This window comes from uncultured Photobacterium sp. (assembly GCF_947502415.1).
Taxonomy (GTDB): Bacteria; Pseudomonadota; Gammaproteobacteria; order Enterobacterales; family Vibrionaceae; genus Photobacterium.
On record NZ_CANMZV010000006.1, the window covers coordinates 16423 to 36905 of the forward strand.

General features: G+C 46.9%; 33 protein-coding genes. 1 reads left to right on the forward strand and 32 read right to left on the reverse strand.

Features of this window, described 5'->3' with window-relative positions; all coding sequences use genetic code 11:
- Positions 1-6 precede the first annotated feature (6 nt).
- Positions 7-1479, forward strand: coding sequence for a response regulator (locus Q0852_RS07955; RefSeq protein WP_299016422.1), 1473 nt, complete (start codon positions 7-9; stop codon positions 1477-1479).
- Here Q0852_RS07955 and Q0852_RS07960 read toward each other — a convergent pair.
- From Q0852_RS07960 to fusA, 32 genes are all read right to left on the reverse strand, one after another.
- Positions 1457-2455 carry a glycosyltransferase family 4 protein gene (locus tag Q0852_RS07960; RefSeq protein ID WP_299016425.1) on the reverse strand — a complete coding sequence of 333 codons (999 nt, stop codon included), beginning with the start codon at positions 2453-2455 and terminating at the stop codon, positions 1457-1459. The two genes, Q0852_RS07955 and Q0852_RS07960, sit on opposite strands and share 23 nt — an antisense overlap.
- Before the next feature lie 86 nt (positions 2456-2541).
- On the reverse strand, positions 2542-2928 hold the full coding sequence (rplQ, locus tag Q0852_RS07965) for a 50S ribosomal protein L17 (protein ID WP_007468807.1): 387 nt from the start codon (positions 2926-2928) through the stop codon (positions 2542-2544).
- Positions 2929-2961: 33 nt separating this feature from the next.
- Positions 2962-3951 carry a DNA-directed RNA polymerase subunit alpha gene (gene rpoA, locus Q0852_RS07970; RefSeq protein WP_299016436.1) on the reverse strand — a complete coding sequence of 330 codons (990 nt, stop codon included), beginning with the start codon at positions 3949-3951 and terminating at the stop codon, positions 2962-2964.
- A gap of 23 nt (positions 3952-3974) precedes the next feature.
- Positions 3975-4595 (reverse strand): 30S ribosomal protein S4, encoded by a 621-nt coding sequence (gene rpsD, locus Q0852_RS07975; protein ID WP_299016438.1) that lies wholly within the window; start codon positions 4593-4595, stop codon positions 3975-3977.
- A gap of 27 nt (positions 4596-4622) precedes the next feature.
- The gene (rpsK, locus tag Q0852_RS07980; RefSeq protein WP_005370963.1) at positions 4623-5012 is read right to left on the reverse strand and encodes a 30S ribosomal protein S11; all 390 of its coding nucleotides are present in this window, start codon (positions 5010-5012) and stop codon (positions 4623-4625) included.
- Between the two features lie 19 nt (positions 5013-5031).
- Entirely contained in the window at positions 5032-5388 is a 357-nt protein-coding gene (gene rpsM, locus Q0852_RS07985) for a 30S ribosomal protein S13 (protein WP_299016470.1), read from the reverse strand.
- A 145-nt stretch (positions 5389-5533) separates the two neighbouring features.
- A complete protein-coding gene (rpmJ, locus tag Q0852_RS07990) occupies positions 5534-5647 on the reverse strand; it encodes a 50S ribosomal protein L36 (protein WP_000868186.1) in 114 nt (37 codons plus the stop codon).
- A 29-nt stretch (positions 5648-5676) separates the two neighbouring features.
- A complete protein-coding gene (gene secY / locus Q0852_RS07995; RefSeq protein ID WP_299016630.1) occupies positions 5677-7002 on the reverse strand; it encodes a preprotein translocase subunit SecY in 1326 nt (441 codons plus the stop codon).
- Between the two features lie 22 nt (positions 7003-7024).
- Positions 7025-7459 (reverse strand): 50S ribosomal protein L15, encoded by a 435-nt coding sequence (gene rplO / locus Q0852_RS08000; RefSeq protein ID WP_299016633.1) that lies wholly within the window; start codon positions 7457-7459, stop codon positions 7025-7027.
- A 5-nt stretch (positions 7460-7464) separates the two neighbouring features.
- Positions 7465-7644: a 50S ribosomal protein L30 gene (gene rpmD, locus Q0852_RS08005; RefSeq protein ID WP_005302823.1), complete on the reverse strand. Its 180-nt coding sequence runs from the start codon at positions 7642-7644 to the stop codon at positions 7465-7467.
- A 5-nt stretch (positions 7645-7649) separates the two neighbouring features.
- Entirely contained in the window at positions 7650-8147 is a 498-nt protein-coding gene (rpsE, locus tag Q0852_RS08010; protein WP_107349865.1) for a 30S ribosomal protein S5, read from the reverse strand.
- A 12-nt stretch (positions 8148-8159) separates the two neighbouring features.
- Positions 8160-8513 carry a 50S ribosomal protein L18 gene (gene rplR / locus Q0852_RS08015; protein WP_299016643.1) on the reverse strand — a complete coding sequence of 118 codons (354 nt, stop codon included), beginning with the start codon at positions 8511-8513 and terminating at the stop codon, positions 8160-8162.
- A gap of 9 nt (positions 8514-8522) precedes the next feature.
- Positions 8523-9056 (reverse strand): 50S ribosomal protein L6, encoded by a 534-nt coding sequence (rplF, locus tag Q0852_RS08020; protein ID WP_299016645.1) that lies wholly within the window; start codon positions 9054-9056, stop codon positions 8523-8525.
- 12 nt (positions 9057-9068) lie between these two features.
- Entirely contained in the window at positions 9069-9461 is a 393-nt protein-coding gene (rpsH, locus tag Q0852_RS08025; RefSeq protein WP_036816282.1) for a 30S ribosomal protein S8, read from the reverse strand.
- Positions 9462-9496: 35 nt separating this feature from the next.
- Positions 9497-9802, reverse strand: coding sequence for a 30S ribosomal protein S14 (gene rpsN / locus Q0852_RS08030; protein ID WP_299016652.1), 306 nt, complete (start codon positions 9800-9802; stop codon positions 9497-9499).
- A gap of 15 nt (positions 9803-9817) precedes the next feature.
- Positions 9818-10357 carry a 50S ribosomal protein L5 gene (gene rplE / locus Q0852_RS08035; RefSeq protein ID WP_299016655.1) on the reverse strand — a complete coding sequence of 180 codons (540 nt, stop codon included), beginning with the start codon at positions 10355-10357 and terminating at the stop codon, positions 9818-9820.
- Positions 10358-10374: 17 nt separating this feature from the next.
- Positions 10375-10686: a 50S ribosomal protein L24 gene (gene rplX, locus Q0852_RS08040; RefSeq protein WP_299016658.1), complete on the reverse strand. Its 312-nt coding sequence runs from the start codon at positions 10684-10686 to the stop codon at positions 10375-10377.
- Positions 10687-10698: 12 nt separating this feature from the next.
- Entirely contained in the window at positions 10699-11070 is a 372-nt protein-coding gene (gene rplN, locus Q0852_RS08045; RefSeq protein ID WP_299016660.1) for a 50S ribosomal protein L14, read from the reverse strand.
- A gap of 163 nt (positions 11071-11233) precedes the next feature.
- Positions 11234-11488, reverse strand: coding sequence for a 30S ribosomal protein S17 (rpsQ, locus tag Q0852_RS08050; protein ID WP_036816268.1), 255 nt, complete (start codon positions 11486-11488; stop codon positions 11234-11236).
- Complete coding sequence (gene rpmC / locus Q0852_RS08055; RefSeq protein WP_007469134.1) at positions 11488-11679, reverse strand: 50S ribosomal protein L29; 192 nt, start codon at positions 11677-11679, stop codon at positions 11488-11490. Before rpmC ends, rpsQ begins: the two co-directional genes overlap by 1 nt.
- Complete coding sequence (rplP, locus tag Q0852_RS08060) at positions 11679-12089, reverse strand: 50S ribosomal protein L16 (RefSeq protein ID WP_299016674.1); 411 nt, start codon at positions 12087-12089, stop codon at positions 11679-11681. The genes rpmC and rplP overlap by 1 nt, the downstream gene beginning before the upstream one ends.
- Before the next feature lie 11 nt (positions 12090-12100).
- Positions 12101-12790, reverse strand: coding sequence for a 30S ribosomal protein S3 (gene rpsC, locus Q0852_RS08065; protein WP_299016676.1), 690 nt, complete (start codon positions 12788-12790; stop codon positions 12101-12103).
- A gap of 19 nt (positions 12791-12809) precedes the next feature.
- Positions 12810-13142, reverse strand: a complete 333-nt coding sequence (gene rplV / locus Q0852_RS08070) for a 50S ribosomal protein L22 (protein WP_255389251.1) — start codon at positions 13140-13142, stop codon at positions 12810-12812.
- 10 nt (positions 13143-13152) lie between these two features.
- Complete coding sequence (gene rpsS / locus Q0852_RS08075) at positions 13153-13431, reverse strand: 30S ribosomal protein S19 (RefSeq protein WP_005302795.1); 279 nt, start codon at positions 13429-13431, stop codon at positions 13153-13155.
- A gap of 18 nt (positions 13432-13449) precedes the next feature.
- A complete protein-coding gene (rplB, locus tag Q0852_RS08080; RefSeq protein ID WP_299016683.1) occupies positions 13450-14274 on the reverse strand; it encodes a 50S ribosomal protein L2 in 825 nt (274 codons plus the stop codon).
- 18 nt (positions 14275-14292) lie between these two features.
- Positions 14293-14595, reverse strand: a complete 303-nt coding sequence (rplW, locus tag Q0852_RS08085; RefSeq protein WP_299016685.1) for a 50S ribosomal protein L23 — start codon at positions 14593-14595, stop codon at positions 14293-14295.
- On the reverse strand, positions 14592-15194 hold the full coding sequence (rplD, locus tag Q0852_RS08090) for a 50S ribosomal protein L4 (RefSeq protein WP_299016688.1): 603 nt from the start codon (positions 15192-15194) through the stop codon (positions 14592-14594). The genes rplW and rplD overlap by 4 nt, the downstream gene beginning before the upstream one ends.
- Positions 15195-15210: 16 nt before the next feature.
- On the reverse strand, positions 15211-15840 hold the full coding sequence (rplC, locus tag Q0852_RS08095) for a 50S ribosomal protein L3 (protein ID WP_299016691.1): 630 nt from the start codon (positions 15838-15840) through the stop codon (positions 15211-15213).
- Positions 15841-15854: 14 nt separating this feature from the next.
- Positions 15855-16166, reverse strand: coding sequence for a 30S ribosomal protein S10 (gene rpsJ / locus Q0852_RS08100; RefSeq protein WP_002541412.1), 312 nt, complete (start codon positions 16164-16166; stop codon positions 15855-15857).
- Between the two features lie 422 nt (positions 16167-16588).
- A complete protein-coding gene (locus Q0852_RS08105; RefSeq protein WP_299016760.1) occupies positions 16589-16777 on the reverse strand; it encodes a (2Fe-2S)-binding protein in 189 nt (62 codons plus the stop codon).
- Between the two features lie 248 nt (positions 16778-17025).
- On the reverse strand, positions 17026-18210 hold the full coding sequence (gene tuf / locus Q0852_RS08110) for an elongation factor Tu (RefSeq protein WP_299016763.1): 1185 nt from the start codon (positions 18208-18210) through the stop codon (positions 17026-17028).
- 101 nt (positions 18211-18311) lie between these two features.
- The gene (gene fusA, locus Q0852_RS08115; RefSeq protein WP_299016766.1) at positions 18312-20408 is read right to left on the reverse strand and encodes an elongation factor G; all 2097 of its coding nucleotides are present in this window, start codon (positions 20406-20408) and stop codon (positions 18312-18314) included.
- Between the last annotated feature and the right edge of the window lie 75 nt (positions 20409-20483).

Here is a 20483-nt window from a genome sequence, read left to right on the forward strand (position 1 = left end):
CCATCAATGTATCAGACCCTGTTTCAACGGCAATTTACTCTCAGCTACGAAAATCTGAGCCGGATCAGAACTGCACTCGACAACAAGTCACAAGCACTGCATCTTGAGCCTGAAGCCTTACAAAATATCAAACTCGTCTGCAGCGAATACTGTGCTAACTTACTCGAACATCAAGATGACGTGGCCAGCCAGGTAACCATCAGCTACGGCCGGTCAAACGGCCGATATATTTTTTCGATTCGTGATAATGGCTCTCCTTGGCATCAACTGACCCAGCAACTAGAAGCCGCAGAGCTACCCGATGTAGCCGTTGAAAATGGTATGGGACTTGCGCTCATCCGGGCGACCTTCCCCTCTTTTACCTATCACAACCTCCACGGCTACAACCAAATACGATTTCAGCTCCCCAAACAGAACCACCGCAAACAAATCATCATCGTCGACGATAGCCAAAGTCAACTTACCCTGCTCGCCCATTTCCTGAAGCAGGATTACCAGCTAGCACTTTTCAGCCAGGCTAGCGAAGCTCTCCAATGGCTAAAGAAAAATCACTGCGATCTGGTCCTGACAGATCTGCATATGCCTGATATTGACGGCTTTGATTTCCGCCGTCAGGTCGCAACTATCCAACGACACCGACTGCTGCCATTTATATTCCTGTCAGCTGATACCATAACTGAAACACTTTCCGCCGCAGCTCAATCAGGTATAGATGACTTTCTTGCCAAACCGATCAGCAAACCACACCTATCCGTGGTACTGGCTCGGGTACTCAAACGTCATCATCATCTGCTTTCTGCTTTTGAAGACAAACTACAGCAACAACTCAACACCCACACTTTCTATAACAATCTCTTACCTATTCATAACGGGCGGAAATTACTACTTAACCAAGAACCGCAAATCAGTGGTGATTTCGTCATGCAAAAGCAGCTAAACGATGGCTCTCAGCTATTACTCCTCGGCGATCAAATGGGACATGGAATGGCCGCAAAAACTAACGGAGCCGTTTATTTCGGGGTAATTCAAGGGCTTCTACACATGCCAGAAATCACTCCTCAGCTCCTGTGTCAGATACTGAATGACCACCTCTACCATGCAGGCAATAAATCCAGCCTGATTTGCCTGCTCATTCTTCATCTCAGTACTGATAATATGCTAACGGTTTATAACGCTGGTATGCCAACACCAATTTTGTTCTCAGACCAACATCAGCTCATCGAACCTTCAATGGGATTACTTGGACTCTTCAATACACTTGAGATCAACAGCTGGCAAACTCAGCTTTATTCAGGGGATAGCCTTCACTGTTACAGTGACGGCTTGTATGAATCACAATGGGCCAAAAAAGAACTCATGACAATCCAAGCCATGCAGCCAGAACAACGACATAAGTATCTATGGCAACGGACACCGCAAACCCCAGCCGATGACTGTAGTTTGCTATCAATTATTCTTACTGACACTCAGAGCTTGTAAGCTGATAGACCCGAGTGAGTTGAGGCCAGCGACTATCACCACTGAACTGCGTCATGATCTTACTCTGCAACTGACAGGACAAAGAACACCATTCATCATGAGTGAAGTTTTCTAACCGCTTAAGTAACCTCGATAGCCGACGCCACTGAGACTCTTTAACTAAACAATCAGCAGGTAGCAAACACGCTAAATCCCCTACATCTGTCGCCAAAACAAGTACACCATTGGCCATCGCTTCCAGTGCAACCATCGGCAAGCCCTCAGCTCGAGAGCTAATAACCAATACATCAAGGTGCTGCCAATACGAAGTCATCGATGAAACAGAACCATGCCAGCTAAGCGTCGATTTTCCCCTTACCAGCGGTGCCAGCTCCCCGTCTCCAAATACATGAAAATGATAATCAGCATGGGATTCGCTAAGGCGGAGAAAACGATCAATCCCTTTTTCGTGACTAAGACGCCCGACAAAACCGACCTGTAATGTTGAATGACGCGACCTTATCGGCAAGGGTAATTCGCTCAGTACAAAATTGCGCAGCAATTCGCAACTAAACGGCTGGCGCTCAAGAATAGGAGAACTCACCGCCAGATTATAAGAAAGGAAACCGGTATAAGCGTTCAACCATTCATAAACAGCTAACCTGCCAGTAAGCGATTCACCAGCGTGGAAAGTAGTGATTAAACGATAAGGAGCGAATAGACGAAATAATCGGGCCATGATTGAGGCTTTATAACCATGGGCATGAACGACATCATCTTTGGAAAGGCTACAAAAAAAACGGTGTGATGATGAATCAGATAGGAACCGAAACGGAATTTGGCTTTCCGTCAGCCGTTCATATTGGGGATGACCGGGACAACGCTGCAGATAAACAACCTCAACCTCAACATCGCGAGATTGAATCAGCAGAGCCAACTGGTGAATATGACTTTCAATCCCACCAAAGCCAGAACTGTCAATAAACAGATAAATCATGCTCAATCCTCCCTAAATAAGGGAAATTGATGCAAAAAAAAAGCCGAGTCATAGACTCGGCCTCTTTTTATTTAACGCGCTAGTGCTTATTCAGCAGCAGCTTCTTCCTGAGCTTCAGGACGATCTACTAGCTCGATATAAGCCATAGGGGCTTTATCGCCAGCACGGAAACCGCATTTCATAATGCGAGTGTAACCGCCTGGACGCTGAGCAAAACGTGGGCCCAGTTCGTTAAATAGTTTCGCAACAACTTCGTTATCACGAGTACGTGCGAATGCAAGACGACGGTTAGCAACACTGTCAGTCTTAGCTAGGGTAATCAATGGCTCAATTACGCGACGCAGCTCTTTTGCCTTAGGCAGGGTAGTCTTGATAAGTTCGTGACGTACCAGAGAGCCAGCCATGTTGCTGAACATCGCTTTGCGATGGCTGCTGTTGCGGTTGAGTTGACGACCACTCTTACGATGGCGCATGACCTAATCCTTCTAACTAGATATCAGTAACTATTAATCTTCAGCGATTGATGCTGGCGGCCAGTTTTCCAGGCGCATACCCAGAGACAGACCACGTGAAGCCAGCACGTCTTTTATTTCAGTCAAAGACTTCTTACCAAGGTTTGGCGTTTTAAGTAGCTCAACCTCAGTTCGCTGAACAAGATCACCGATGTAGTGGATCGCTTCTGCTTTCAAACAGTTAGCAGAGCGAACAGTTAGTTCAAGATCGTCTACAGGACGCAGTAGGATCGGATCGAACTCCGGCTTCTCTTCTTTCTCTTCAGGAACTCGTACATCGCGTAGATCTACGAACGCATCCAGCTGCTCAGCTAGGATAGTAGCTGCACGACGGATAGCTTCCTCAGGATCAAGTGTACCGTTAGTCTCCATATCGATAACAAGCTTGTCTAGGTCAGTACGTTGTTCAACACGTGCTGCCTCAACGGCGTATGCGATACGGTCAACTGGGCTGTAAGTTGCATCAACTAGCAGACGACCAATTGGACGCTCATCTTCTTCAGTGTGAATACGAGCAGACGATGGTACATAGCCACGACCACGTTCTACCTTGATGCGCATGCTGATGTCAGCATTGTCATCAGTTAGGTGGCAGATTACGTGTTCTGGGTTCGCAATCTCAACATCACCGTCGTGGGTGATGTCACCTGCAACAACAGGGCCTGCACCAGATTTGTTCAGAGTAAGGATAACTTCGTCTTTACCCTCAACCTTAACGGCTAGACCTTTAAGGTTCAGAAGGATTTCAAGAACATCTTCCTGTACTCCTTCTTTGGTGCTGTACTCGTGTAACACACCATCGATTTCCACTTCAGTTACGGCACAACCCGGCATTGAAGATAGAAGAATACGACGTAGAGCGTTACCTAGAGTGTGGCCAAAACCACGCTCTAGCGGCTCAAGAGTTACTTTTGCATGCGTCGTGCTAACTTGTTCAATATCAACAAGACGCGGCTTAAGAAATTCTGTTACAGAACCCTGCATTGTGTCCTCTCTTAACTATAGCCTTACTTAGAGTAAAGCTCGACGATCAGGTGTTCGTTGATGTCGGCAGACAAATCAGAACGTTCTGGAAGACGCTTGAACGTACCTTCCAACTTCTTGCTGTCTACTTCGACCCAAGTCGGTAGTTCACGCTGAGTAGCAACTTCTAGAGCTGCTTTGATGCGTGCTTGGTTCTTAGCTTTCTCACGAATGCTAACAACGTCGTTAGCCGCTACCTTGAAAGAAGGAACGTTTACGACTTGACCGTTAACTAGGATCGCTTTGTGGCTTACCAACTGACGTGCTTCTGCGCGAGTTGCGCCAAAGCCCATGCGGTAAACTACGTTATCTAAACGACCTTCTAGAAGCTGAAGCAGGTTTTCACCTGTGTTGCCCTTGATGCGAGCGGCTTCTTGGTAGTAGTTACGGAATTGTTTTTCTAGAACGCCGTAAGTACGACGAACTTTTTGCTTCTCACGAAGCTGAACGCCATAGTCAGATAGACGACCGCGACGAGCGCCGTGTACACCTGGTGCGTTATCAATTTTACACTTGGTATCAATCGCGCGTACACCTGACTTAAGGAATAAGTCAGTGCCTTCACGACGACTAAGCTTCAGCTTAGGACCCAAATATCTTGCCATGTTCTTTCTCCAGTTTTCCTAGAAACGTTATACGCGACGTTTCTTAGGTGGACGACAACCGTTATGAGGAATCGGAGTCGCATCAACAATGTTAGTGATACGGAAACCCGCAGCGTTTAGAGCGCGGATAGTTGACTCACGACCAGGACCTGGGCCCTTAACCATAACTTCCAGGTTCTTAACGCCATATTCTTTGGCCATTTCACCACAACGCTCAGCAGCAACCTGTGCAGCGAACGGAGTAGATTTACGAGAACCACGGAAACCAGAACCACCTGCAGTAGCCCAAGATAGAGCGTTACCCTGACGGTCAGTAATGGTTACGATTGTGTTATTGAAAGAAGCATGAATGTGCGCAACGCCATCAGCTACTTGCTTGCGTACGCGCTTACGAGCGCGAGTTGGTTGTTTTGCCATTGTACTCTACCTTATCCGATTATTTTTTGATCGGCTTGCGCGGACCCTTACGGGTACGTGCGTTGGTTTTAGTACGCTGTCCACGTAGTGGTAGACTGCGACGATGACGAAGACCACGGTAACAGCCAAGGTCCATTAGACGCTTGATGTTCATTGATACTTCACGACGTAGATCACCTTCTACAGTGTACTTAGCTACACCATCACGCAGTAGATCGATCTGCTCTTCAGTCAGTTCACTGATCTTAACATTTTCAGCAATACCCGCTTCAGCTAGGATAGCTTGAGAGCGAGTCTTACCAATGCCGTAGATCGCAGTAAGAGCGATTACAGAATGTTTCTGATCAGGAATGTTAATGCCTGCAATACGGGCCACTATTCACTCCTAGTACTTTTCAAGAATAACCGCTGCAAAGCCCGTGTAGGATACGCAGCGGTGGAACAATTCTTTTGCACACACAAAAGATTGGTTGGCTAATTTAGCCAACCTACCTTCAATTTGCAAGAAATATTTCTGCTAATTAGCCTTGGCGCTGTTTATGCTTTGGCTCACTGCAAATTACACGCACAACACCGTTGCGCTTGATAACTTTACAGTTACGGCAGATTTTCTTAACGGAAGCACGAACTTTCATTGCTAAACTCCGTAAATGGATAACCAGTCTTAACGGCCGTGACCTTTAAGATTAGCCTTTTTCAAAACAGACTCATATTGTTGAGACATCAAGTGTGTCTGAACTTGAGCCATGAAGTCCATAATAACTACAACTACGATTAGTAGTGATGTACCGCCGAAATAGAAGCGGACATTCCATGCAATCATCATAAACTCGGGGATCAGACAGATAAAGGTGATATATAACGCGCCTGCCAGTGTCAAACGTGTCATCACTTTATCTATGTATTTCGCGGTCTGCTCACCCGGGCGAATACCAGGTACGAACGCACCAGACTTCTTCAAGTTATCAGCTGTCTCGCGAGGGTTAAACACCAACGCGGTATAGAAGAAACAGAAGAAAATAATCGCAGCAGCATAAAGCATCACATAAAGTGGTTGGCCTGGGCTTAGTGCAAGTGAAATATCACTTAACCAGCCTAGGTTTTCATTCTGACCGAACCACTGAGCCAGTGTGCCCGGGAACAGAATAATACTTGATGCGAAAATCGCTGGAATTACGCCTGCCATGTTGATTTTCAACGGCAGATGAGTGCTCTGTGCAGCGAAGACACGACGGCCCTGCTGACGCTTGGCATAGTTAACGACAATACGACGTTGACCACGCTCCATGAACACTACGAAATAAATAACAGCGAAAGATATTACTGCAATTAACAGTAGAAGAAGTACGTGCAATTCACCTTGACGTGCTTGCTCTACGGTCTGTCCAATAGCCGGCGGCAAACCAGCAACGATACCAGTGAAAATAATCACTGAGATGCCGTTACCAATGCCACGCTCGGTAATCTGCTCACCCAACCACATCAAGAACATGGTACCGGTAACCAAACTCACTACCGCGACAAAGTAAAATCCTAGACCTGGATTAACTACCAGGCCTGGGATCATACTAGGTAACCCCGTTGCAATACCAATTGCTTGGAAGGTTGCCAAAACGAGCGTGCCGTAACGGGTGTACTGGCTAATCTTGCGACGTCCAGACTCCCCTTCCTTTTTCAACTCGGCCAAAGCCGGATGAACAACCGTCAGCAACTGGACAATGATCGATGCCGAAATGTACGGCATGATACCCAGTGCCAAGATAGAAGCACGCTCAAGTGCACCACCAGAGAACATGTTAAACAGTTCAATGACGGTGCCCTTTTGCTGTTCGAACAGATCGGCAAGTACAGCAGCGTCAATACCAGGAATAGGCACAAAAGAGCCCGCTCGGAAAATTAAGATAGCACCTAATACGAATAGCAGGCGAGTCTTAAGCTCTGCTAGGCCACCTTGTGCACTACGAAAATCTTGTCCTGGTTGTTTAGCCATCTGTACCTCATCCTCGAGTTAATTATTCCTCGATTTTACCGCCTGCAGCTTCGATAGCAGCTTTAGCGCCTTTAGTTACGCGTAGGCCTTTAACTGTAACAGAACGAGCAATTTCACCAGAAAGTACAACTTTCACGAACTCAATGTTCTTAGTGATAAGGTTCGCTGCTTTCAGCGTTTCAAGGCTTACTACGTCACCTTCAACTTTCGCTAGCTCAGCTAGACGAACTTCAGCTGTTACCAGGCTCTTGCGAGAAGTAAAACCGAATTTTGGTAGACGCTGTTTCAAAGGCATCTGACCGCCTTCGAAGCCTGGACGTACAGAACCACCTGAACGTGATTTCTGACCTTTGTGACCACGGCCACAAGTTTTACCCAGACCTGAACCGATACCACGGCCTACGCGCTTCGCAGAAGGCTTAGAACCAGCAGCCGGTGATAGAGTATTCAAACGCATACTGATTACTCCTCAACTTTAACCATGTAGTAAACTTTGTTGATCATGCCGCGTACGCAAGCAGTATCTTCAAGTTCTACAGTGTGGTTGATGCGACGAAGGCCTAGGCCACGCAAAGTAGCTTTATGCTTCGGTAGACGACCGATAGAGCTCTTTGTCTGTGTTACTTTAATAGTCTTAGCCATGTCGATTACTCCAGAATTTCTTTAACAGAAAGACCACGCTTAGCTGCGATCATTTCTGGAGAGTTCATGCCACTCAAACCATCAATAGTTGCGCGAACAACGTTGATTGGGTTTGTTGAGCCGTATGCTTTAGCTAGTACGTTACGGATACCCGCAACTTCTAGCACTGCACGCATTGCACCACCGGCGATGATACCAGTACCTTCTGATGCAGGCTGCATGTACACTTTAGAACCAGTGTGGCGACCTTTAACAGCGTGGTGTAGAGTACCGTCGTTTAGCGCTACAGTAACCATGTTACGGCGTGCTTTTTCCATCGCTTTCTGGATTGCAGCAGGTACTTCACGTGCCTTACCGTAACCAAAACCGATGCGACCGTTACCGTCACCAACTACAGTTAGTGCAGTAAAGCTGAAAATACGACCACCTTTAACCGTCTTAGACACACGGTTAACTGCGATCAGCTTTTCATTCAAATCTGATTGAGTTTTTTCGTTAGCCATCTTCCGCCTACCTTAGAATTTCAGACCAGCTTCACGAGCAGCTTCTGCTAGTGCAGCTACACGGCCGTGGTATTGGAAACCAGAACGATCGAATGCAACGTTAGAGATGCCTTTTTCAATCGCGCGCTCAGCAATAGCTTTACCTACAGCTGTAGCAGCGTCTTTGTTGCCAGTACTCTTAACCTGCTCGCGAATCGCTTTTTCTAGGGTAGAAGCGGCAGCGATAACCTCAGAGCCATTTGGTGCGATTACCTGAGCGTACACGTGACGTGGAGTACGGTGTACAACTAGACGAGTTGCGCCCAGTTCAGCAATCTTACGACGTGCTCGGGTCGCACGACGGATACGAGATGCTTTCTTATCCATAGTGTTACCTTACTTCTTCTTAGCTTCTTTAGTACGCACGACTTCGTCGGCGTAACGAACACCTTTACCTTTATAAGGTTCAGGGCTACGGTAAGCGCGAATATCAGCCGCTACCTGACCAACAACCTGCTTATCAGTACCAGTTAGTACGATTTCAGTTTGTGAAGGACATTCAGCTTTAATACCGGCTGGCAATTCGTGCTCAACTGGGTGAGAGAAGCCTAGAGTTAGTGCTACAGAGTTGCCTTTGATGGCAGCACGGTAACCTACACCCTTAAGAGTAAGCTTCTTAGTAAAGCCTTCAGTAACACCAACAACCATGTTGTTCACTAGTGCACGAGCAGTACCTGCTTGTGCCCAAGCGTTAACAACACCTTCGCGTGGACCGAAAGTGATAGTGTTCTCTTCCTGGGACAATACAACTGCTTCGTTGATAACGCGAACTAGTTCGCCTTTACCACCTTTAACAGTGATTTCCTGACCGTTAAGTTTAACTTCTACGCCGGCAGGAATAACTACAGGTGCTTTTGCAACACGAGACATTTCCTACTCCTATTATGCTACGTAGCAGATAATCTCACCGCCAAGACCCGCTTTGCGAGCAGCGCGGTCGGTCATAAGACCCTTGGAAGTGGATACAACAGCAATACCAAGGCCACCCATCACTGATGGTAGAGCATCTTTTTTCTTGTAGATGCGCAGACCAGGACGTGATACACGTTGGATTTGCTCGATAACTGGGTTTGCTTCGAAGTACTTAAGAGTAACTTCTAGCTCAGGCTTAACTTCACCAGAAACAGTGTAGTCAGCCACGAAACCTTCTTCTTTTAGAAGAGCTGCGATTGCAACTTTCATTTTTGAAGATGGCATTTTAACAGCAACTTTTTTCGCTGCCTGACCGTTACGAAGACGGGTCAGCATATCCGAAATCGGATCTTGCATGCTCATAAGTCAATACTCCGTGATTCTAATTTGGCAACTAATTACCAGCTAGCCTTACGTAGACCCGGAATCTCGCCTTTCATGCAAGCTTCACGAACCTTGATACGGCATAGACCGAACTTACGTAGGTAGCCGTGTGGACGTCCAGTCTGGTTACAGCGGTTACGCTGACGAGATGAACTAGAATCACGTGGTAGTGACTGAAGTTTAAGCACTGCATTCCAGCGATCTTCTTCAGACGCATTCACGTCACTAATTAGAGCTTTAAGTGCTGCACGCTTTTCAGCGAACTTTACTACAAGCTTGGCACGTTTAGCTTCGCGTGCCTTCATTGATTCTTTAGCCATTTGTAACCCTTACTTTTACTTACGGAATGGGAAGTTAAAAGCAGATAGTAGAGCGTGAGCTTCTTCGTCAGATTTAGCAGAAGTAGTGATTGTGATATCAAGACCACGTACACGATCTACTTTATCGTAATCGATTTCTGGGAAGATGATCTGCTCACGAACGCCCATGCTGTAGTTACCACGACCATCGAAAGATTTCGGGTTTAGACCACGGAAATCACGAATACGAGGTACAGCAATTGAAATTAGACGCTCGAAGAAATCCCACATGCGTTCGCCACGTAGGGTTACTTTACAGCCGATAGGGTAGCCCTCACGGATCTTAAAGCCAGCAACAGACTTACGAGCTACAGTGATAAGCGGCTTCTGACCTGCAATAGCAGTCATGTCAGCAGCAGCATTCTCAAGAAGCTTTTTGTCGTTGATCGCTTCACCCACACCCATGTTAAGTGTGATTTTTTCGATCCTTGGGACTTGCATGATACTCTTGTATTCAAACTTTTCAGAAAGTTCTTTTACTAGAGTCTCTTTGTAGTAATCATGCAGTTTCGCCATAGTGTACTACTCCAGAATTACTTGATAGTTTCGCCAGTCGATTTGAAGAAACGAACTTTTTTGTCGTCTTCGAATCGGAAGCCTACACGGTCCGCTTTACCTTCACCGTTAACGATTGCAACATTTGAGGCGTCGATCGCAGCTTCTTGCTCTACGATGCCACCCTGAACACCCATTGCCGGAACTGGCTTCTGGTGTTTCTTAACCATGTTGATACCTTCAACGATAACTTTACCGGTTGCTAGGACCTTAGTTACTTTACCTTTCTTACCTTTATCTTTGCCGGCAAGAACGATAACTTCGTCGTTACGACGGATTTTAGCTGCCATTTTAGTCGCTCCTTACAGTACTTCAGGCGCTAGTGATACAATCTTCATGAATTTCGCGTTACGAAGTTCACGAGTCACTGGGCCGAAGATACGAGTACCGATTGGTTGCTCACTTGTGTCGTTCAACAGTACGCAAGCATTACGGTCAAAGCGAATGACAGAGCCGTCTGGACGACGAACGCCTTTACGGGTGCGCACAACCACCGCTTTCAGTACATCACCTTTCTTAACTTTACCGCGAGGAATTGCTTCCTTCACAGTAACTTTGATGATGTCACCGATATGTGCATAGCGACGGTGAGAACCACCCAGAACCTTAATACACATTACGCTACGAGCGCCGGAGTTATCGGCTGCTTCTAGCATACTTTGCATTTGGATCATGTTAGTGCTCCGCTGTTTTTAAACATCTAGACCCATCTCGGGTCGATTTGCCTTTTCTTCAAAGGCGGCGAATGATAACACCATTTTCGCCCGATGGGTAGACAAAAAATAAACGGCCCCAAAAGTTTTCGGGGCCGCTCTGTTATATCGTAGTTAAGTTCGCTTAGATGCGAGCTTTTTCAACTACGCGTACCAGTGTCCAAGATTTAGTCTTAGACATTGGACGACACTCACGAATTTCAACTGTATCGCCTAGGCCACACTCGTTGTTTTCGTCATGTGCGTGAAGTTTAGTCGTGCGAGTGATGTACTTACCGTAGATCGGGTGCTTCACTTTACGCTCGATTGCAACAACAATAGACTTGTCGCCTTTGTCGCTAACAACACGACCAAGCTGAGTACGAATTTGTTCGCTCATTATGCGCCAGCCTTCTCAGTCAGAACGGTTTTAACACGTGCGATATCGCGACGTACAGCTTTTAGAGTGTGAGTCTGCTGTAGTTGACCAGTCGCAGCCTGCATGCGCAGGTTGAACTGTTCACGTAGCAGGTTCACAAGCTCAGCATTCAGTTCTTCAACGCTTTTAGCGCGCAGATCTTGTGCGTTCATCACATCACCGCCTTAGTTACGAATGTAGTCTTGATAGGTAGCTTACGTGCAGCAAGGTTGAATGCTTCACGAGCTAGTTCTTCAGGAACACCATCCATCTCGTATAGAACTTTACCTGGTTGAATCTGTGCTACCCAGTATTCTACGTTACCTTTACCTTTACCTTGACGAACTTCAAGAGGCTTAGATGTAATAGGTTTGTCTGGGAATACACGAATCCAGATTTGGCCCTGACGTTTGATATGACGAGTCATAGCACGACGAGCTGCTTCGATCTGGCGAGCAGTAATACGGCCGCGGCCAACTGCTTTAAGACCAAATGAGCCGAAGCTTACGTCAGTACCGTTCGCTAGACCGCGGTTACGACCTTTAAAGGTCTTGCGGAATTTAGTGCGTTTTGGTTGCAGCATCAATAAACTCCTTATTTACGGCTTTTGCGCTGCTTCTTAGGCTTGTCAGCCTTAGGCTCAGCAACTGGCATACCGCCTAGAACTTCACCTTTGAAGATCCAAACTTTAACGCCGATTACACCGTATTGGGTGTGAGCCGAAGAAGTTGCGTAATCAATGTCAGCACGAAGAGTGTGTAGAGGTACACGACCTTCACGGTACCACTCAGAACGTGCGATTTCAGCACCGCCTAGACGGCCGCTTACTTCAACTTTGATACCTTTAGCGCCAAGACGCATAGCGTTCTGAACTGCACGCTTCATAGCGCGACGGAACATAACACGACGCTCTAGCTGAGACGAAATGCTGTCTGCAACTAGCTGACCGTCTAGCTCTGGCTTACGTACTTCAGCGATGTTGATCTGAGCTGGAACACCAGCGATCTTAGCAACGCGAGCGCGTAGTTTTTCTACGTCTTCACCTTTCTTACCGATTACAACGCCTGGACGAGCAGTGTGAATAGTTACACGGATGCTCTTAGCAGGACGCTCGATAACGATGCGTGATAGAGACGCTTTTTTCAGTTCTTTAGTAAGAAACTGACGTACCTTGAAGTCGCCGTCTAGGTTGTCAGCGAACTCTTGGCTGTTAGCAAACCAAGTGGTATTCCAAGGCTTAACGATGCCTAGACGAATACCATTAGGATGTACTTTCTGACCCATTGCTTTCTCTCCTAATCTCTTAGCGGTCTGCTACAACAACAGTGATGTGGCTAGAACGCTTCAAGATGCGATCGGCACGGCCTTTAGCACGAGGCATAATACGCTTCATGGTAGGACCTTCGTCAACGAAGATTTTAGCAACATTAAGATCATCAATGTCTGCGCCTTCGTTGTGTTCTGCGTTAGCGATAGCAGACTCTAGAACTTTCTTGATTAGATCAGCAGCTTTTTTGTTGCTGAACTGAAGAATTTCAAGAGCTTGAGCAACTGGCTTACCGCGCAGTTGATCTGCAACCAAACGAGCTTTCTGCGGCGAAATGCGAGCAAAGCGATGTTTAGCGATAGCTTCCATTACCTACTCCTTAGCGCTTCTTAGCTTTCTTATCCGCAGCGTGGCCGCGGTAAGTGCGTGTTGGTGCAAATTCGCCTAGCTTGTGACCGATCATTTCTTCAGAAACGAAAACAGGAACGTGCTGACGACCATTATGGACAGCGATGGTCAAACCGATCATCTGAGGGATGATCATTGAGCGACGGGACCAAGTCTTAACAGGCTTTTTGTCACCGCTTTCCAACGCTTTCTCTACCTTCTTCAGCAAGTGTAGGTCAATAAATGGACCTTTCTTGAGAGAACGTGGCATGGCGTATCCTCTTTATAATTACTTGTTACGACGACGTACGATGTACTTGTCGGTACGCTTGTTCTTACGAGTCTTGTAACCCTTAGTAGGAACACCCCAAGGTGTAACTGGGTGACGACCGCCTGATGTACGACCTTCACCACCACCGTGTGGGTGATCTACTGGGTTCATTACAACACCACGTACAGTTGGACGAACACCGCGCCAGCGTGAAGCACCAGCTTTACCTAGCTCACGTAGCATGTGTTCTGCATTACCAACTTCACCTAGAGTCGCACGACCTTCAGCAAGAACTTTACGCATTTCACCAGAACGTAGACGTAGAGTCACATATGCGCCTGCACGTGCAATGATCTGAGCGTATGCACCAGCTGAACGAGCCAGCTGAGCACCTTTACCAGGCTTAAGTTCAACACAGTGTACAGTTGAACCTACTGGGATGTTGCGCATTGGTAGAGTGTTACCAACTTTGATAGCAGCATCTGCGCCAGACATGATTGAATCACCAGCCTGGATACCTTTAGGTGCGATGATGTAGCGGCGCTCACCGTCTGCGTACAGAACTAGAGCGATGTTTGCGCTACGGTTTGGATCGTATTCTAGACGCTCAACTTTCGCTGGGATGCCATCTTTAGTACGTTTGAAGTCAATGATACGGTACTGGTTTTTGTTACCACCACCGATGTGACGTACTGTGATACGACCGTTATTGTTACGACCACCTGACTTAGATTTTTTCTCTAGAAGTGGTGCGTACGGCTTACCCTTATGCAGGTCAGAGTTAACCACTTTAACTACGTGGCGACGACCTGGGGAAGTCGGCTTACATTTTACAATAGCCATTCTTCTTTGCTCCTAGCCTTACTCTGCACTACCAGCGAAGTCGATGTCTTGACCTTCTTTCAAGATAACGTACGCTTTCTTCACGTCTGAACGACGGCCTTGGCGCATACCTTGACGTTTGGTCTTACCCTTAGTGATAAGAGTATTAACAGACTTAACTTCAACTTCGAACAGTTTTTCAACTGCTGCTTTGATCTCTTTCTTAGTTGCTGTCATAGCTACTTTGAATACGATAGTGTTACCGTTTTCTGCAGCCATAGTCGCTTTTTCAGAGATGTGCGGAGCACGTAGAACTTTTAAAATACGCTCTTCAGTGATCATGCTAGCATCTCCTCAACTTGTTTAACTGCGTCAGCAGTCATCACAACTTTATCGAAAGCAATCAAGCTAACTGGGTCAATTGCCTTAGCATCACGTACGTCTACTTTGTATAGGTTACGTGCTGCTAGGAATAGATTTTCATCTAGTTCGCCAGTTACGATTAGCGCATCAGTCAGCTCAAGCTCTTTCAGCTTAGCAACTAGCGCTTTAGTTTTAGGTGCTTCTACAGAGAAGTTATCAACAACGATTAGACGCTCTTGACGAACTAGCTCAGAAAGAATGCTCTTCATAGCACCACGGTACATTTTCTTGTTAACTTTCTGGCTGTGGTCCTGTGGACGAGCAGCGAAAGTTACACCACCGGTACGCCATAGTGGGCTACGGATAGTACCTGCACGAGCGCGGCCTGTACCTTTCTGGCGCCATGGCTTAGCGCCACCACCAGAAACGTCAGAACGATTCTTCTGAGCACGTGTACCTTGACGAGCACCTGCTGCGTAAGCAACAACTACCTGATGTACAAGCGCTTCATTGAAATCACGCCCAAAAGTAGTTTCGGAGACAGTTAGCGCGTCAGCGCCTTTGACTACCAATTCCATTACTAACTCCTCGACGTTACGCTTTAACAGCTGGTTTAACGATCACGTTGCCACCTGTAGCACCTGGTACTGCACCTTTGATAAGAAGCAGATTGCGCTCAGCGTCAACACGTACGATCTCTAGGTTCTGAGTCGTTACACGCTCAGCACCCATGTGACCAGCCATTTTCTTGCCTTTAAATACGCGACCTGGAGTCTGACACTGACCGATAGAACCAGGAGCACGGTGAGACAAGGAGTTACCATGGGTCATATCTTGAGTACGGAAGTTCCAGCGCTTAACGCCACCCTGGAAGCCTTTACCCTTAGATGTACCAGTAACGTCTACTTTTTTAACTTCGTTGAACAGCTCAACAGTTAGCTCAGCGCCAACAGCGAACTCTTCATTGTTCTCTAGACGGAATTCCCAAAGACCGCGACCAGCTTCAACACCTGCTTTCGCAAAGTGGCCAGCTTCTGGCTTAGAAACACGGTTAGCTTTCTTAGTACCAGTAGTTACCTGGATTGCGTTGTAGCCGTCAGTTTCAACAGATTTAACCTGAGAAACGCGGTTCGCTTCAACTTCAACCACAGTTACTGGGATAGAAACGCCATCTTCGGTAAATACGCGGGTCATGCCCACTTTACGACCGATTAGACCAATCATTCTCTTATCTCCCCTTAACCTAGGCTGATCTGAACATCAACGCCAGCAGCTAGGTCTAGACGCATAAGAGCGTCAACAGTTTTGTCTGTTGGCTCAACGATGTCGATAAGGCGCTTGTGAGTACGGATTTCGTACTGGTCACGTGCGTCCTTATTAACGTGAGGAGAAATAAGAACAGTGAAACGCTCTTTACGAGTAGGTAGAGGGATTGGACCCTTAACCTGCGCGCCAGTACGCTTAGCTGTTTCAACGATTTCCGCAGTTGACTGATCGATCAGACGGTGATCGAAAGCCTTTAGGCGGATACGAATACGTTGGTTCTGCATGAGACAGAGCTCCAATAATAAAAATTACACAAACAATATCGCCACTCAAGCTCGTTAAGACGAGAGAATGCCGATTGATTTATGTGAACGTAGTGTCCCAATTGGACACATTGTCAGTCAATTTAATGACTGCGAACATAAGTCAGAGTATACATTCCTAAGCTGAAATTCAGCTTCTTCCTCAATGCTTATTGGTTCACAACTGCAGTTACGAGAACTTATCGTCTCAGGCAGTGGCGAGCATTATACAGATCACACTTTCAAGCGCAACCCTTTGTCGGAAAAATCATCAAAATTTGATTAGGAGGTGACATAGTATGTCACCCATCCCTACTAAGGATCATGTGAAAACTGTTTCAATTTAATGGAAAAGCAGCGCATAGGAGGGTTCGGCAAGACATGCGCTACACAGAAAGGAAAGGCTAACTGGCTTTTTTGAAGGCAACGGCAACCGTCTCTTCAATCACTTCTTTGGCGGTACGAATACATTTACCACATTGCGACCCCAACGGGGTGACTTTACGGATACCACGAATATCGGTGATACCGTGCTCTAAAGTCAGCTTGGCAATTTTTTTATCGGAAATAGCGTGGCAAAGGCAAACGTACATTTTGAACCCATCTTTGTTGTGTCCACGGCAATATAAACAAGAATGGTTTTCATTACCAGCAAATTCATCAGCCAGGTTAGATGGTTTAGCTATTTATTTGAGGAAGATCTTTGCCTAAAGGAATATAAAGACAACAATGTTAAGATTATCAGACAATTTCATCTAAAAAAGAGCAGGATGCTGTAGGAAATGGGATCAAAAAAGGGAGCCGAAGCTCCCTTTTTTTAGTGTCATTAGACTATTGCAAATTAAGCAACGATCTTAGCAACAACACCAGCACCTACTGTACGGCCGCCTTCACGGATCGCAAAGCGTAGACCTTCGTCCATCGCGATAGGAGCGATTAGAGTAACAACCATCTTGATGTTGTCACCAGGCATTACCATTTCAACGCCTTCTGGTAGCTCGATAGTACCAGTTACGTCAGTTGTACGGAAGTAGAACTGTGGACGGTAGCCTTTGAAGAATGGCGTGTGACGGCCACCTTCGTCTTTAGACAGAACGTATACTTCTGACTCGAAAGTAGTGTGAGGAGTGATTGAACCTGGCTTAGCAAGAACCTGACCACGCTCAACTTCGTCACGCTTAGTACCACGTAGAAGAACACCAACGTTCTCACCAGCACGGCCTTCGTCAAGAAGCTTACGGAACATCTCAACACCAGTACAAGTAGTTAGCGTAGTTTCTTTGATACCTACGATAGCAACTTCGTCACCTACAGTGATGATACCCTGCTCAACACGACCAGTTACAACAGTACCACGGCCCTGGATTGAGAATACGTCTTCGATTGGAAGAATGAACGGACGGTCGATCGCACGCTCTGGCTCTGGGATGTAGTTATCTAGAGCTTCAGCTAGTTCAACGATCTTGTCTTCCCACTCTTTCTCGCCGTTTAGAGCGCCAAGAGCAGAACCCATGATTACTGGGCAGTCGTCACCTGGGAAGTCGTACTCAGATAGAAGTTCACGAACTTCCATTTCTACTAGTTCTAGTAGCTCTTCATCGTCAACCATGTCACATTTGTTCATGAATACGATGATGTATGGGATACCAACCTGACGGCCTAGTAGGATGTGCTCACGAGTCTGAGGCATTGGGCCATCAGTTGCAGCAACAACTAGGATACCACCGTCCATCTGCGCAGCACCAGTGATCATGTTTTTAACGTAATCGGCGTGTCCTGGGCAGTCTACGTGTGCGTAGTGACGAGTTGGAGTATCGTACTCTACGTGAGAAGTAGAGATAGTGATACCACGCTCGCGCTCTTCAGGAGCGTTATCGATAGATGCGAAGTCTTTAGCTTCACCACCGTACACTTTTGAAAGAGTAGTACAGATAGCAGCAGTTAGAGTAGTTTTACCGTGGTCAACGTGGCCGATAGTACCAACGTTAACGTGCGGTTTCGTACGTTCAAATTTTTCTTTAGACACGATCGTGTTCCTTCCTAGTTAAGATACGCCCCCTACTAGGTCAGGGGGCGCGTCCGAAGCATGTATTCTATGCGTCAACGAAGCTTGACGCAATATTCAAATTAACAGCGTTCAGCAATAATTCGGTCTGCAACATTCTTAGGAACTTCAGAGTAATCACTAAATTCCATAGAATAAGATGCACGACCTTGAGTAGCTGAACGTAGATCTGTTGCGTAACCGAACATCTCAGATAGCGGTACCTGGGAACGGACAATCTTCAGGCCAGCAGGGCCCTCATCCATTCCTTCGATCATGCCGCGGCGACGGTTAAGGTCACCAACAACATCACCCATCCAATCTTCTGGAGTCGTTACTTCAACTTTCATCATTGGCTCAAGAATTACTGGGTTTGCGTCTAGCGCACCCTTCTTGAAGGCCATTGAACCTGCGATCTTAAATGCCATTTCGTTGGAGTCAACGTCATGGTAAGAACCGTCGAACAGGGTCGCTTTGACATCCAGAACCGGATAGCCAGCCAGAACACCGTTGTTCATCTGCTCTTCAATACCTTTAGATACAGCACCAATATATTCTTTTGGTACTACACCACCCACGATGTCATCCACGAAGACAAAGCCTTCGCCTGGTTCCGATGGCTCAAGTTTAAGCCATACGTGACCATACTGACCGCGGCCACCAGACTGACGTACGAACTTGCCTTCAACGTCCGTCTTACCACGAATGGTTTCACGGTATGCAACCTGAGGTTTACCCACGTTACAATCAACGCTGAATTCACGTTTCATACGGTCTACGATGATATCCAGGTGAAGCTCACCCATACCAGAAATCAATGTCTGGCCGGTTTCATCATCGGTTTCCACACGGAAAGATGGGTCTTCTGCAGCTAGTTTACCCAGTGCAATGCCCATTTTTTCCTGGTCAGCTTTCGAACGAGGTTCTACAGCGATCTGGATTACTGGCTCAGGGAATTCCATACGTTCCAGAATCACTCGATGGTCTAGATCACACAGGGTATCACCTGTGGTCACGTTCTTCAGACCGATTGCCGCTGCGATATCACCCGCACGAATTTCCTTAACTTCTTCACGCTTGTTTGAGTGCATCTGTACGATACGACCGAAACGCTCACGTTTTTCTTTTACTGAGTTGTAGACGGTATCACCGGAATTTACAACACCAGAGTAAACGCGCATGAAGGTCAAGCTACCAACGAATGGGTCGGTTGCGATTTTGAACGCAAGCGCTGAGAATGGTTCTTCATCGCTTGAGTGGCGCTCAATCTCGTTACCGCTTTCGTCTTCACCACGGATAGACTTAACTTCCGTTGGCGAAGGCAGGAATTCAATCACTGCATCTAGTACAGCCTGAACACCTTTGTTCTTAAATGCTGAACCACAAGTGGCAAGCACTATTTCATTTGCCAGCGTACGCTGGCGAAGACCTGCTTTGATTTCTGCTTCAGACAGTTCACCTTCTTCAAGGTACTTATCCATTAGCTCTTCAGAAGCTTCAGCAGCAGATTCAATCAGGTTCTGACGCCATTCCTCGGCAAGGTCTTGCATATCAGCTGGAATATCTTCATAGGTAAATGACATACCCTGATCTTCTTCATTCCAGTTGATTGCCTTCATCTTGATAAGGTCAACAACGCCTTTAAATTCATCTTCAGCACCAATGTTTAGCTGGATTGGCACTGGAGTCGCGCCAAGACGGGTCTTGATCTGGTCAACTACACGTAGGAAGTCGGCACCAGCACGGTCCATCTTGTTCACGAATACCATACGAGGCACTTCGTATTTGTCAGCCTGACGCCACACAGTCTCAGACTGAGGCTCAACACCAGAAGAACCACAGAAAACTACAACTGCGCCGTCAAGAACACGCAGAGAACGTTCTACTTCGATAGTAAAGTCAACGTGTCCCGGGGTATCGATGATGTTAACGCGGTGCTCTGGAAACTGAGCTTCCATACCACGCCAGAACGTAGTAGTAGCAGCAGAAGTGATAGTGATACCACGCTCCTGCTCCTGCTCCATCCAGTCCATGGTAGCAGCGCCGTCGTGAACCTCACCAATCTTGTGAGACAGGCCTGTATAAAACAGAATGCGCTCGGTAGTCGTTGTCTTACCGGCGTCAACGTGAGCACAGATACCGATATTACGGTAGCGCTCGATAGGCGTTTTACGAGCCACGGCTGTATCCTCTTACTAAGGTGAACCTTAGAGTATGGTTTAGGCGCGACAGGCCAAGCCTGCCGCGCCCAGACG